Origin of the sequence: Bradyrhizobium liaoningense, assembly GCF_018130785.1 — a bacterium.
Lineage (GTDB): Bacteria > Pseudomonadota > Alphaproteobacteria > Rhizobiales > Xanthobacteraceae > Bradyrhizobium > Bradyrhizobium liaoningense_A.
This window is the reverse complement of sequence record NZ_JAFCJT010000003.1, coordinates 173,693-186,853: the sequence shown is the minus strand read 5'-3', so window position 1 is coordinate 186,853 and position 13,161 is coordinate 173,693. Positions and strand designations below refer to the sequence as shown.

The 13,161-nt window shown below is 65.1% G+C and carries 13 protein-coding genes; 6 read left to right on the top strand and 7 right to left on the bottom strand.

The genetic code is table 11. The features are described from left to right. Window positions 1-11 precede the first annotated feature (11 nt). Entirely contained in the window at window positions 12-1,130 is a 1,119-nt protein-coding gene (locus JQ627_RS11190) for an SAM-dependent methyltransferase (RefSeq protein ID WP_212484272.1), read from the top strand. Further along, a complete protein-coding gene (gene pgeF, locus JQ627_RS11185) occupies window positions 1,127-1,894 on the top strand; it encodes a peptidoglycan editing factor PgeF (RefSeq protein WP_212484271.1) in 768 nt (255 codons plus the stop codon). The genes JQ627_RS11190 and pgeF overlap by 4 nt, the downstream gene beginning before the upstream one ends. Before the next feature lie 33 nt (window positions 1,895-1,927). On the opposite strand, the gene JQ627_RS11180 is transcribed toward pgeF, so the two are convergent. After that, the gene (locus JQ627_RS11180) at window positions 1,928-2,500 is read right to left on the bottom strand and encodes a hypothetical protein (protein WP_212484270.1); all 573 of its coding nucleotides are present in this window, start codon (window positions 2,498-2,500) and stop codon (window positions 1,928-1,930) included. 87 nt (window positions 2,501-2,587) lie between these two features. Between JQ627_RS11180 and JQ627_RS11175 the strand changes: the two genes are divergently transcribed. The 4 genes from JQ627_RS11175 (at window position 2,588) to JQ627_RS11160 (ending at window position 6,629) form a co-directional block, all read left to right on the top strand. Next, on the top strand, window positions 2,588-3,205 hold the full coding sequence (locus JQ627_RS11175) for a hypothetical protein (RefSeq protein WP_212484269.1): 618 nt from the start codon (window positions 2,588-2,590) through the stop codon (window positions 3,203-3,205). Between the two features lie 194 nt (window positions 3,206-3,399). After that, a complete protein-coding gene (locus JQ627_RS11170) occupies window positions 3,400-4,353 on the top strand; it encodes a ribose-phosphate pyrophosphokinase (protein WP_014492003.1) in 954 nt (317 codons plus the stop codon). 216 nt (window positions 4,354-4,569) lie between these two features. After that, on the top strand, window positions 4,570-5,598 hold the full coding sequence (locus tag JQ627_RS11165) for a putative zinc-binding metallopeptidase (RefSeq protein ID WP_212484268.1): 1,029 nt from the start codon (window positions 4,570-4,572) through the stop codon (window positions 5,596-5,598). Beyond that, window positions 5,595-6,629, top strand: coding sequence for an ATP-grasp domain-containing protein (locus tag JQ627_RS11160; protein WP_212484267.1), 1,035 nt, complete (start codon window positions 5,595-5,597; stop codon window positions 6,627-6,629). Before JQ627_RS11165 ends, JQ627_RS11160 begins: the two co-directional genes overlap by 4 nt. Window positions 6,630-6,734: 105 nt before the next feature. Here JQ627_RS11160 and JQ627_RS11155 read toward each other — a convergent pair whose 3' ends face one another. From JQ627_RS11155 to JQ627_RS11130, 6 genes are all read right to left on the bottom strand, one after another. After that, entirely contained in the window at window positions 6,735-7,193 is a 459-nt protein-coding gene (locus JQ627_RS11155) for a carbon monoxide dehydrogenase subunit G (protein ID WP_212484266.1), read from the bottom strand. A 10-nt stretch (window positions 7,194-7,203) separates the two neighbouring features. After that, window positions 7,204-8,043, bottom strand: coding sequence for an XdhC family protein (locus JQ627_RS11150; RefSeq protein WP_212484265.1), 840 nt, complete (start codon window positions 8,041-8,043; stop codon window positions 7,204-7,206). Window positions 8,044-8,054: 11 nt separating this feature from the next. Continuing rightward, window positions 8,055-9,263, bottom strand: coding sequence for a VWA domain-containing protein (locus tag JQ627_RS11145; protein WP_212484264.1), 1,209 nt, complete (start codon window positions 9,261-9,263; stop codon window positions 8,055-8,057). Then, window positions 9,260-10,126 carry a MoxR family ATPase gene (locus JQ627_RS11140; RefSeq protein WP_212484263.1) on the bottom strand — a complete coding sequence of 289 codons (867 nt, stop codon included), beginning with the start codon at window positions 10,124-10,126 and terminating at the stop codon, window positions 9,260-9,262. Before JQ627_RS11140 ends, JQ627_RS11145 begins: the two co-directional genes overlap by 4 nt. Window positions 10,127-10,232: 106 nt before the next feature. After that, window positions 10,233-12,653: an aerobic carbon-monoxide dehydrogenase large subunit gene (locus JQ627_RS11135; RefSeq protein ID WP_212484262.1), complete on the bottom strand. Its 2,421-nt coding sequence runs from the start codon at window positions 12,651-12,653 to the stop codon at window positions 10,233-10,235. Further along, window positions 12,650-13,150, bottom strand: coding sequence for a (2Fe-2S)-binding protein (locus tag JQ627_RS11130; protein WP_212484261.1), 501 nt, complete (start codon window positions 13,148-13,150; stop codon window positions 12,650-12,652). The genes JQ627_RS11135 and JQ627_RS11130 overlap by 4 nt, the downstream gene beginning before the upstream one ends. Between the last annotated feature and the right edge of the window lie 11 nt (window positions 13,151-13,161).

The following is a 13,161-nucleotide window of genomic DNA, read 5'->3' as shown; positions in this document are numbered from 1 at the left end:
GAAGACAGACCGTGACCGAACAGCCTCTACTCAACGAGATCAAGGCGCTGATCAAATCCTCAGGCCCCATGCCGGTCTGGCGGTACATGGAACTGTGCCTGATGCATCCGCGCTATGGCTATTACGTCTCGCGCGATCCGCTCGGGCGCGAGGGCGACTTCACCACCGCGCCCGAGGTCAGCCAGATGTTCGGCGAGCTCTTGGGCCTGTGGACCGCCTCGGTATGGAAGCAGATGGGCTCGCCGCAATTCCTGCGGCTGATCGAGCTCGGCCCCGGCCGCGGCACCATGATGGCGGATGCGCTGCGCGCACTGCGCGTGCTGCCGCCGCTCTACCAGGCGCTTCACGTCCACATGGTCGAGGTCAATCCCGTGCTGCGCGAGCGGCAGAGCGCGACACTGGCGGGCGTGCGCAACATCGCCTGGCACGACAGCATCGACGACGTGCCCGAGGGCCCGAGCATCATCCTCGCCAACGAATATTTCGACGTGCTGCCGATCCACCAGATGGTGAAGCGCGAGGACGGCTGGCACGAGCGCGTGATCGAGATCGACCCCAACGGCAAGCTTCAATTCGGCGCCGCCGCCGACCCGACGCCGCGCTTCGACGTGCTGCTGCCGCCTCTGGTGCGCGCCGCGCCCGTCGGCGCCGTGTTCGAATGGCGGCCCGACGGCGAGATCATGAAGCTCGCCACGCGCGTGCGCGACCAGGACGGCGCGGCGCTGATCATCGACTACGGCCATCTGCGCAGCGATGCCGGCGACACCTTCCAGGCGATCGCGCGCCACACCTTCACCGATCCCCTGAAGGCGCCGGGCCAGGCCGACGTCACCGCCCACGTCGACTTCCAGGCACTCGCGCGTGCAGCCGAGGATGTCGGCGCACGCGTGCACGGCCCGGTGACGCAGGGCGATTTCCTCAAGCGCGTCGGCATCGATACCCGTGCGGCCGCGCTGATGCAGAAGGCGGCGCCTGACGTCGCCACCGACATTTCGGTCGCGCTCAAACGCCTGACCGATACGGGCCGCAGCGGCATGGGCTCAATGTTCAAGGTGCTCGGCATCTCCGAGCCGCGGCTGACCGGCATCGCCGGCCTCAGCGATCTCGAACGGGCCGGAGGCGCCTCATGACGCTTGCTTCGTCGCTGCTGTCGGCCGTGCCCGGCCTGCGCCATGCCTTCTTCACCCGCGAGGGCGGTGTCTCAGGCGGGATTTATTCGGCGCTCAACGGCGGGCTCGGCTCCAACGACGATCCGGCGCATGTCGCGGAGAACCGCCGCCGCATGGCCGAGCATGTCGGCGTCGCCCCGGAGCGCTTCATCAGCCTGCACCAGATCCATTCGCCCGATGTCCTCGTGGCCGAAGCGCCGTGGCCGAGCGGACCGCGGCCGAAGGGCGATGCTCTGGTCACGAAAACACCCGGCATTGCGCTCGGCGTCTCCACCGCCGATTGCGGACCGGTGCTGTTCGTCGATCCCAGCGCGCGCGTGATCGGCGGCGCCCATGCCGGCTGGAAAGGCGCGCTATCAGGCGTGCTGGAGTCAACGATCTCGGCGATGGAGAAGCTCGGCGCCACGCGCAGCGGCATCATCGCCGCGATCGGCCCCTTGATCCGGCAGGACAGCTACGAGGTCGGCAACGAATTCGTGGCGCGCTTCATCGAGGCGGACGCGGACAACGCGATGTTCTTCATCCCGTCGGTGCGCGCCGGACACGCGATGTTCGACCTCGCCGGCTTCATCCGGAAGCGGCTCGAAGCCGCCGGCATCCTGATGATCGACGATCTCGGTCTGGACACCTATGCCGACGAGCGCTTCTTCAGCTATCGCCGCTCCGTCCATCGCAAGGAGCCGGATTACGGCCGCCACATTCACGCGATCGCGCTGGAGAGGTAAAGGCGGATTTCGCCCAACCCTCGCTGCAGCCCACTAGTCGCTGCATCGTTCGAACAATGGCATTTCATTCTTTCCGCGAAGCCATTTGGTTGGCAAATCCACGTACACTTGCGCTGGCGGAGGCGGTGGCGGAGGTCGGACCTCGAATCCTTCATCGACTTCGATCTTCTTCCAGTCGTCGCGATGCGCGGAGAATGTCCGATATTTGTCGCCGACCTTGAGCAGGACGATCTCCCATATCTCGCCGGGCTGACGCCACCACACCAATGTCGTGCTAGGCGGAGGATCCTGGACGGACACAATCTTGAGTTTGTCGCCCGCTACGCGGGTTGCTGAATGGATCGTGCTGACAAATGTCCGCACCTGCCCGGGCGAAAACGTTCCGATCACATTCCTGATGGTGGGCGCTCCAGAAGTGGGCACGATGTACGTCAATCGCGCGCCGCAGCGGTTGTTCTCACAAGCCTGGTAGGGGTCCCGTTTGCAATCCGCCGACCAGGTACCGATCAATCCGAAAGCCCGGATTGCTTCGGCCGCACTTTCTGCGGCCGCAGCCCGTCCCGCGATGAGACAGGCAACAATCACGCCCAAAGTCACTCGCTTCATCGGTAATTTCCCGGCTCCATCGGCCCAATGATGTGTCCTTCCTGCCCTAGACCTTAATCGATTTTAACGATATCGCTGCCCTCCATAATGAGGGACGCGTCATTCATCCTGGGCCGCGCGGGTTCGCGCGTGCTGGCGGTCATGCTGCTGGCGGTGGCGACCGCGCTTGGGGGCTGCGCCGGCGGCGGCGGCGGTGCCGCCAACTCCTATGCGATGGCGCCGAGCGCCGGCTCCGGGGCGACGGTGGCCTTCGAATCGATCGACGGGCCACCCCCGCAGGTGTTCGACCGCATGGTCGGCGTGCTCGACAGCGAATCCAAGCTCCGCAGCCTGTCCGTCGTCTCCCGCGAGGGGACCGCCGCCTACCACGTGCGCAGTTACCTCTCCGCCCAGATCGTGCGCGGCAAGACCGTGATCGCCTGGGTCTGGGACGTCTACGACGCCAACCAGCAGCGGGCGTTGCGCCTCTCCGGCGAGGAACTGACCGCCGCCAAGGGCGGCCGCGATCCTTGGGGCGCCGCCGACGACCTCGTGCTGCGGAAGATCGCCCAGGCCGGATTCAGCGGACTTTCCAACATGATCAACGGGACGCCGGACACGCCGAGCCCTGTTCCGGGCTTGCGGGGACCGGCGGTGGCCGGCGTGATCCCGGAGGCTCCGGCGGCCGGGATGCCGGCCTCGGCGCTCGGTTACGCCGAGCAATAACCCCCGCTAAACCACGGCCCCAAGTTGCGGCCAAACCGTTGGCCCGACTCAGGATTTTCGCAGGGAAAACGTAGCATCCCGGGTTGCCATTGCAGCCCCCGGCCTGATATTTCCTCGCCCGTCGTAACCGTGCTTCCAGTGGGTATTCTTTGATGTTGCACGTCGTATCCAGCAAAGCGCGGGAGGAAGCGTCCATGTCGGCCAAGAACGGCTCCATCAAGCTTGTCGCCGGCAACTCAAATCCGGCTCTCGCGCAGGCCATCGCGCAAGGCCTGGACCTGCCGCTGACCAAGGCAGTGGTACGGCGCTTCGCCGACATGGAGATCTTCGTCGAGATCCAGGAGAACGTCCGCGGCTCGGATGCCTTCGTCATCCAGTCGACCTCGTTCCCCGCCAACGACCATCTGATGGAATTGCTGATCATCACCGATGCGCTGCGCCGCTCCTCGGCACGCCGCATCACTGCGGTGCTGCCCTATTTCGGCTACGCCCGGCAGGACCGCAAATCAGGTTCGCGCACGCCGATCTCGGCCAAGCTCGTCGCCAATCTGATCACGCAGGCCGGCGTCGACCGCGTCATGACGCTCGACCTGCATGCCGGCCAGATCCAGGGCTTCTTCGACATCCCGACCGACAATCTCTACGCGGCGCCGCTGATGGTGCGCGACATCAAGGACAAGTTCGACCTCTCCAAGACGATGGTGATCTCGCCTGACGTCGGCGGCGTGGCGCGCGCACGTGGCCTGGCCAAGCGCATCAACACTCCGCTCGCGATCGTCGACAAGCGCCGCGAGAGGGCCGGCGAATCCGAGGTCATGAACGTGATCGGCGACGTCGCCGGCTACACCTGCATCCTGATCGACGACATCGTGGACTCCGGCGGCACGCTGGTGAACGCGGCCGACGCACTGATCGCCAAGGGTGCCAAGGACGTCTACGCCTACATCACCCACGGCGTGCTCTCCGGCGGCGCGGCCGCCCGCATCGCGGGCTCGAAGCTGAAAGAGCTCGTGATCACCGATTCGATCCTGCCGACGGATGCGGTGACCAAGGCGCCGAACATCCGCACGCTTCCGATCGCCAGCCTGATCTCGGACGCCATCGCGCGCACCGCGGCGGAAGAGTCGGTGTCGAGCCTGTTCGACTAAGTTAAGTTTCGCGATGCCGTAGGGTGGGCAAAGGCGCAAAGCGCCGTGCCCACCTTTTTTGTTGCCGCGAAGAAGGCGGGCACGCTTCGCTTTGCCCACCCTACGGCGTTGAGCGCTGACGCGCCGCAGCACGCCTCACAGACCCCGCGGGTTGTTGCCGGCTGCCGCCCATGACATCATCCGGATACCGAGTCATCCCTGCCCTCTGGATTCCTGATGCCGCACCGGAAATTTGCCTGGGAGAAGCTGTCGGATGACGAGTTGCTCAAGCAGCGGCTCTCCAGCCTGAGGGTTACGGTCAAAGGCACCTGGCTCGAGGACTGCGTCCGCACGCTCCATGAGGAGCTCGAAGAGCGTGGCATCCGGCTGCGACCGCACACATGGATCTCGAGCGAATGGTTCAGTCCGGGCGATGTGCCGGGCATCGCCATTCCGTTCTATCTCGCCCATCCGCGCCTGATGAAGCTCGAGAAGAAGATGATGTTCGACGTCGAGGGCGGGACCTGGCGCGAGTGCATGGCCATCCTCCGTCACGAGGCCGGCCATGCCATGCAGCACGGCTATCAGCTGCAGCGCCGCCGGCGCTGGCAGCAGCTGTTCGGCCCGTCGTCGAAACACTACCCGCGCTACTACCGGCCCAATCCTGCCAGCAGGCGCTACGTCCAGCATCTCCGGCTGTGGTACGCCCAGAGCCATCCGGATGAAGATTTCGCCGAGACCTTTGCGGTGTGGCTGCGGCCGCGCTCGAACTGGCGGACGCGATATGCCGGCTGGCCCGCACTGAAGAAGCTCGAATATGTCGACGAGCTGATGAGCGAGATCGCGGGAAAGCGGCCGCTGATCACGACGCGAGAGCGTGTCGATACGCTGGGCCGGCTCAGCCAGACGCTCGAAGACCACTACGAGAAGAAGCAGGCGTTCTACGCCTTCACGCCGCCGAAGACCTACGACCGCGACCTCTCCAGGCTGTTTTCAGCCGATCCACGGCATCACCGCTCAAAGCCGGCTTCGGCCCTGATCAGGCGCCACCGCGCACAGATCAGGCAGCTGGTCGCGCGATGGACGGGCGAGAACCAGCTCACGCTCGATGCCGTGCTCGATGACATGATCTCCCGCTGCCGTGAGCTCGACCTGCGCGCCGTCGGCCCCGAACAGAAGCTCGTTCTCGATTTCACCGTCCTCGTGACCGCCAAGACGATGCACGCGCTGTTTGGCCCGTCTCGGCGCAAATGGATCGCGCTATGAGAAGCTCGCGCATTCTGGTGCTGATGCATCCGGACTTCATGCCTCCGGACTCAACCGACGGATACACCGCGCAGGAAATCAACGCGTGGAAAACGGAATACGACGTGGTGAGCACCTTGCGCGCGGCCGGCCACGAGGTTCGCGCCCTCGGCGCGCAGGACGAAATCAAGCCGGTGCGCGAGGCGATCGAGGAGTTCAAGCCGCACGTGGTCTTCACGTTGCTGGAGGAATTCCACAACAACGTCGCCTACGACCAGCACATCGCCAGCTACCTCGAGCTGATGAAGGTCCCTTATACCGGGTGCAATCCTCGCGGCCTGATCCTGGCGCGCGGCAAGGATTTGTCCAAGACGCTGGTGCATCACCGCCGGATCGCGGCGCCCGCCTTCGCCGTCTTCCCGATGCGCCGCAAGGTGAAACGCCCGACGCGCCTTGCGCTGCCGCTGATCGTCAAGAGCCTGAACATGGACGGGTCCTTCGGCATCTCGCAGGCTTCGATCGTCGATACCGACGAGAAGCTCGCGGAGCGCGTCGCCTTCATCCACGAGCGGGTCGAATCCGCTGCGATCGCCGAGCAGTTCATCGAGGGGCGCGAGCTTTATGTCGGCGTGCTCGGCAACAACCGCCTGCGCGTCCTGCCGGTTTGGGAACTGAAATTCGGTAGCATGGGCGGGCGCAGATCACGGCACATCGCCACGGAGAAAGCCAAGCACGACACCGACTATCAGGAGAAGGTCGGCATCGTCGACGGGCCGGCGAAGGACCTCGCGCCCGAAGTCACCGCGCGCATCCAGCGCGCCGCGAAGCGCATCTACCGAGCGCTTGGCCTCGACGGCTACGCGCGCATCGATTTTCGTCTCGCCGCCGACGGCACCCCGTATTTCATCGAAGCCAATCCCAACCCCGAGATCGCCAAGAGCCAGGAGTTCGCCACGGCGGCTCAACATGCCGGACTCAAATATCCGGATCTCCTGCAGCGCATCCTGACGCTGGGGATCAGCCGGGCGAAGGCGGGGGTGTCGCTGGGGTGAGCTTGCGCAGCTATCGTAGGGTGGGCAAAGGCGCAACGCGCCGTGCCCACCTTTTCTGTGCGATGAAGGCGGTGGGCACGCTTCGCTTTGCCCACCCTACGGCAGCTAACCTGCCTCGGCCTTCGCGCTCACGACCTCCGCAAACGACTTAAAGAACTCCCCCGCAAGCTTCGTCGCGGTCGAATTGATCAGCCGCGCTCCCAGCTGCGCGAGCTTGCCGCCGATCTGCGCATCGACTTCGTAAAGCAACACCGTCACGTCGGTACTCTCGGATTCCAGCCGCACCACCGCGCCACCCCTGGCGAAGCCGGCGACGCCGCCGGAGCCTTCGCCCGAGATGCGATAGGAGTTGGGCGGATCGAGATCGGTCAGCGTCACCTTGCCGCTGAATGTCGCCTTCACCGGGCCGACCTTGAAGACCACGGTCGCCGTCATCTCGTTCGGCGCGGTCACATCGAGCGACTGGCAGCCGGGGATGCACTGCTTCAGCACGGCGGGATCGTTCAGCGCCGCCCACACCTGTTCGCGCGAGGCTGGGATACGCTGGCTGTCGTTCATCTGCATAATCGGTGTCTCACTCTCTGCTGGCTGCCTGATTGGCGGCGCGCTGCCCGCGCCTTCGGTCCCGGGTGATCTCGGCGAGGATCGACATCGCGATCTCCTCCGGGGTGATGGCGCCGAGATCGAGCCCGGCCGGTGCCTTGACATCGTCGATCGCGGCGGCATTGGTGCCTTCTGCGAGGAGCTTGGCGCGCAACGAAGCCATCTTGCGGCGGCTGCCGACGAAGGCGTGGTAGTCGGCTTTGGTCGCGACCGCGGCACGCAAGGCGGCTTCATCGCCCTTGCCTTGCGTCGAGACCACGACGAAGCGCTTTGCGTCGTTGAGCTCGCCGAGGTGATAACCATCGATGACCGCATCGGCATCCGGCTGCGCCGTGCGATCGGCAACCGGCGCGGCGAGCGTGACGTGATAACCGAGCACGCGCGCCTGCGCCGCAAGCGACAGCGCCACCGGGCTCGCACCGAGAATGACGAGCGAGGGATGCGGCAGCACCGGCTCAACGAAGATGTCCATCGTGCCCTTGCTCGGGCACATGTTGCTGGCGAAGCGAATGCCGTCGCGGCTCTCGCCCGCGCTGACGCCGAGCTCGGCCAGCAGGTTCTCCGGCTGCACCGACACCATGCGCGGCTCGCCATCGGCGAGCGCCTCGCGCGCCGCCTTCAGCACCGCGCCCTTGGCGCAGCCCCCGCCGATCCAGCCCGCGACGATGGTGCCGTCGGCCGCGATGATCGCCTTGGCGCCAGCCTTCGCCGCGGTCACCGACACCGTACGCACCACCGTCGCGAGCACGAAGGCACGCTCGGCGGCCTTCATCTGTGCGACTACGTCAAGCACTTCGACATGAGCGGTCATCGGAAGCCTCCTCAAAGCTTCGCCAGATAGGGTTCGAGCGCGCGCAGGCTTTGCAGCGAATTGGCGGGCGCGTAGAGATCGACATGCGGCAGTGCCGCCTTGATGCCTCTGGCCTCGGGCGCATAGCCCTCCCACGCCATCATCGGATTGAGCCAGACGATGCGGCGGCAACGACGCGACAGTGCGGCCATCTCCCGCCCGAGCAGCGCGGCATCGCCGGTCTCGTAACCATCCGACACGATCATCACGCAACTGCGCGAATGGATCACGCGTGCGGCGTGCCAGCGGTTGAAGGTCTGCAGGCTCTCGCCGATCCTGGTGCCGCCACCCGCGCCTTGCGCCATGATCGAGAGCCGGTCGAGCGCGCGGCTGGCGTCCTTCTCCTTCATCGCATCGGAGACATAGGCCAGACGCGTGTGGAACAGGAACGCCTCGGCCTCACGGAACTGGTCGAGGACGCCGTGGATGAAGCGCAGGAACACCGCGGTGTACATGTTCATCGAGCCAGAGGCATCGAGCAGCACGACTAGCCGCAGTGGCTTGTCCTTGCGCTGGCGCTTGACGAGGCTGATCGGCACACCACCATGGCTGATGTTGCGATGAATGGTGCGGCGGAGATCGAGCCGGTAGCCGCGCCGGCGCGCCAGATCGCGCCGCGTCAGCCGTGTGCGCATCGCCCTGGCGAGTTGGGCTGCGGCCTCATGGGCCTGCGCGACCTGATCGGGATCGCTCAGCTTCCTGAAATCGACTTCCGCAAGATTGTCCGCTCGCGAGGCGCCTTCCATGCGGCCCTCGCCGGAGCCGCCTTCCGGCGCATCATCGGACGACGAAAGCTGGTCGGTAACGGTCTGGTTGCCGCCCTGCTCTGCCGCCGCGTCCCGCAGGCTCTTCAGCGAAGGATTGTTGGCGCCGGACGTCGACCCAATCGTGCGGGAGCGCGAGCGCACGCGCTTGCCCAACCAGAACGCGTCGAACAGACCGTCGAACTTGTCCCAGTCGGATTTGCGTGCCGAGAACAGATGCTTGAACGCCGCGCGCAGCAGGCCTGGCCTGGCGGCGTAGCCCGCGGTCATCAGGGACGCGGCATCCTGCCCTTCGGCGAGCCCGACGCGAAAACCGGCATCGCGAAGCGTGCGCAGGAAGGCGGCGAGACGCGCGGACACGAGACGAGAGACCTCATTGAGGTCGTCATATCCGGGGCTGGAGCCGCAACAGCTCATGCGACCCTCCCCAACAGACGCTGCGTCACCTCGGGCGTGACGCGGGCGCGGTCCTCATGGGTCTTCAACAGACAGACCAGCGTCTCATACACGGTCTCGGGCGCGTCGTGGAGATCGCTGATCTCGAGGCCGACCAGGGCCGCCGCCCAGTCCAGCGTCTCGGCGACGCCGGGGACCTTGCGCAGCTCCTCCTTGCGCACGTTCTCGACCATGCGCGCGATCTGGAGTGACAGCGACGGGCTGGCGCCAGCGACGCGCGCCAGAATGATGCGGGTCTCGCGATCCACGTCGGGATAATCGACATAGTGATAGAGGCAGCGCCGGCGCAGCGCGTCGGAGAGCTCGCGCGTGCCGTTCGAGGTCAGCACGACATGCGGGATCGTGACGGCCGCGATCGTGCCGAGCTCGGGGATCGAGACCTGGAAGTCCGACAGCAGCTCCAGCAGGAAGGCCTCGAACTCGTCGTCGGCGCGGTCGATCTCATCGATCAGCAGCACCGGCGCCTGTGCGCGGCGGATCGCGGCAAGCAGCGGACGCTCCAGCAGGTATTTTTCCGAGAAGACCTGATCCTCGATGCTGTCCATGCCGCGATGGGCCTGGATCGCCAGCAACTGCCGCTGGTAGTTCCACTCGTAGAGAGCGGAGGACTGATCGAGGCCTTCGTAGCATTGCAGGCGGATCAGCTCGGTCGCGTGCACTTTTGCAAGTGCTTTCGCCACTTCCGTCTTGCCGACGCCCGCTTCGCCTTCGAGCAGCAGCGGACGCCGCAACAATTGCATCAGCGAGATCGCGGTCGCAAGATCCGCATCGGCGATATAGCCCGACGCGGCCAGTGCTTGCGCGATTTCGTCACGGTTTTTCATCTCCCTATTCCTCCGTCATTGCGAGCGAAGCGAAGCAATCCAGGAATGCCACAGCAAAGAAAGTCTGGATTGCTTCGTCGCTTCGCTTCTCGCAATGACGACAACACTACGCCACCGCCCCCAGATCCTTCGCCGCTTTCCAGTTGCGCCAGAAATCGTGCGGCATCTGGATATGCGTTGAGCCCAGGAACGAGAACGCGTCGTTGACGGCATTGGAGAAGGCAGGCACGCCGCCGACATTCGGGCTCTCGCCAACGCCCTTGGCGCCGATCGGGTGATGCGGCGACGGGGTGACGGTGAAGTCGGTCTCCCAATGCGGCGTCTCCACCGCGGTCGGCATGAAGAAATCCATGAACGAGCCGGTGACGACGTTGCCAACGTCGTCGTAGCGGATCTCCTGGCCCATCGCGATGGCGAAGGCCTCGGTGAGGCCGCCATGCACCTGACCCTCGATGATCATCGGGTTGATGCGGGTGCCGCAATCGTCGAGCGCGTAGAAGCGCCGGACCTTGTACACGCCGGTATCGACATCGATGTCCATCACGCAGAGATAGGCGCCGAACGGATAGGTCATGTTGGGCGGGTCGTAATAGCTGACCGCCTCCAGCCCGGGCTCCATGCCAGGGGGCACCGAGTTGTAGGCCGCCCAGCAGATATCCTTCATCGACATGAATTTTTCCGGCAGACCTTTCACTCGGAAGCCGTCGATGTCGAATTCGAGATCGTCCTCGTGGACCTCGAGCTTGTAGGCCGCGATCATCTGCGCCTTGGCCTTGATCTTTCGCGCGGCCATCGCGATCGCGGCGCCCGCCACCGGCGTCGAGCGCGAGCCGTAGGTGCCGAGCCCGTAAGGCGCGGTGTCGGTGTTGCCCTCCTCGACCATGATGTTGTCGGCGGGAATGCCGATCTCGGTTGCGATGATCTGGGCCCAGGTCGTCTCGTGGCCCTGGCCCTGGCTCTTGGTGCCCATCCGCGCGATGCCTGCACCGGTCGGATGCATGCGGATCTCGCAGGAGTCGAACATCGCGATGCCGAGGATGTCGCAATTCTTCGACGGGCCGGCGCCGACGATCTCGGTGAAGAAGGAGACGCCGAGACCCATGATCTCGCGGGTCTCGCCGCGCGCGAACGCGGCGCGCTTCTCCGCCTGCTCCTTCCGGAGTGCGGCGTAGCCGGTCGTCTCCATCATCTTGCGCATGGCGGTGTGGTAGTCGCCGGAATCGTACTCCCAGCCCAGCGCCGAGTGATACGGGAACTGCTCCGGCTTGATGAAGTTCTTCAGCCGCAACTCCGCCGGGTCCATGTTGAGCTTCTGCGCCAGGATATCCATGGCGCGCTCGATGCAGTAGGCGGCCTCCGTGACGCGGAACGAGCAGCGGTAGGCGACGCCGCCGGGCGCCTTGTTGGTGTAGACGCCGTCGACCGCCAGGTGCGCGGTCGGGAAGTCATAAGAGCCGGTAACGATGTTGAAGAAGCCGGCCGGCCATTTCGACGGGTCGGCGCAGGCATCGAACGCGCCGTGATCGGCGAGCACGTGGACACGAAGACCCGTCACCTTGCCATCCTTCGTCGCGGCGATCTCGGTCGTCATGTGATAGTCGCGCGCAAACGAAGTCGCGGTCAGGTTCTCGATCCGGTCCTCGACCCATTTCACCGGCTTGCCGGTGACGATGGAGGCGACGGCCGCGCAGATATAGCCGGGATAGGCGCCGACCTTGTTGCCGAAGCCGCCGCCGATATCGGGCGCGATCACGTGGATCTTCTGCTCCGGCAGCTTTGCGATCAGCGCAACCACCGTGCGGATCACGTGCGGGGCCTGGAACGTGCCGTAGATCGTCAGCTCGCCCTTGATCTTGTCGAACGAACAGACGCACTGGCAGGTCTCGAGCGGCGACGGATGGGTGCGGTGATAGGAGATCATCTCCTTGATCTTGACCTCGGCCTTGTTGAAGGCGGCGTCGGTCAGCTCCTTGTCGCCGACGGTCCACTCGAAGATGTGGTTGTCGTGCTTGCGCGGACCATGCGCGCCGGTGGTCTTGCCAACGAGGTCCTCGCGCAGCACCGGCGCATCCTTGTCCATCGACTTGAAGGGATCGACCAGCGGCGGCAGCGGCTCGTACTCGACGATGACCGCGTTGATGCCGTCATCGGCCGCATAGCGGTCGGTCGCGACCACGAAGGCGACCTCCTGGTTCTGGAACAGCACCTTGCCGTCGGCCAACACCATCTGCACGTCGCCGGCGAGCGTCGGCATCCAGGCGAGGTTGACGGTCTTCAGCGTCTCGGCGGTGATGACCGCGAGCACGCCCGGCACCTTCAGCGCCGCGCTGTCGTCGATCTTCTTGACGCGCGCGTGCGGATGCGGCGAGCGGACGAAATCGCCATGCAGCATGCCGGGCAGCTTGACGTCGTCGACATAATTGCCCTTGCCCTGGGTGAAGCGGATGTCCTCGACGCGCTTGCGCTTGCAGCCCATGCCTTCGAGCGCAGCGGTGCGTTGTTCCCGCGTGGGAGTAAGGTCATTCATTCTGCGGCCTCCCGGAATTCCACGCCGTTGATCTTCGCGGCGGCGTATTGAATGGCTTTGACGATGTTCTGGTAGCCGGTGCAGCGGCAGATGTTGCCGGAGATGCCCATCCGGATTTCCTGCTCGCTCGGCGAGGGATTCTCCTTCAAGAGCCGATGCGCGCGGACAATCATGCCGGGCGTGCAGAAGCCGCATTGCAGGCCGTGCATCATGCGGAAACCTTCCTGCAGCGCCGAGAGCGTGCCGTCTGCATTGGCCATGCCTTCGACCGTGGTAATGTCGCTGCCCTGGGCTTGCACCGCGAACATGGTGCAGGACTTCACCGACATGCCGTCGATATCGACGGTGCAGGCGCCGCAATGCGTGGTCTCGCAGCCGATATGGGTGCCGGTCATCTGCAGATTCTCGCGGATGAAATGCACCAGCAACGTGCGCGGCTCGACGAGGCCTTCGACCTCGGCGCCGTTCACCTTCATAGTTACGTGTGTTTTGGCCATCGATCCCCTCC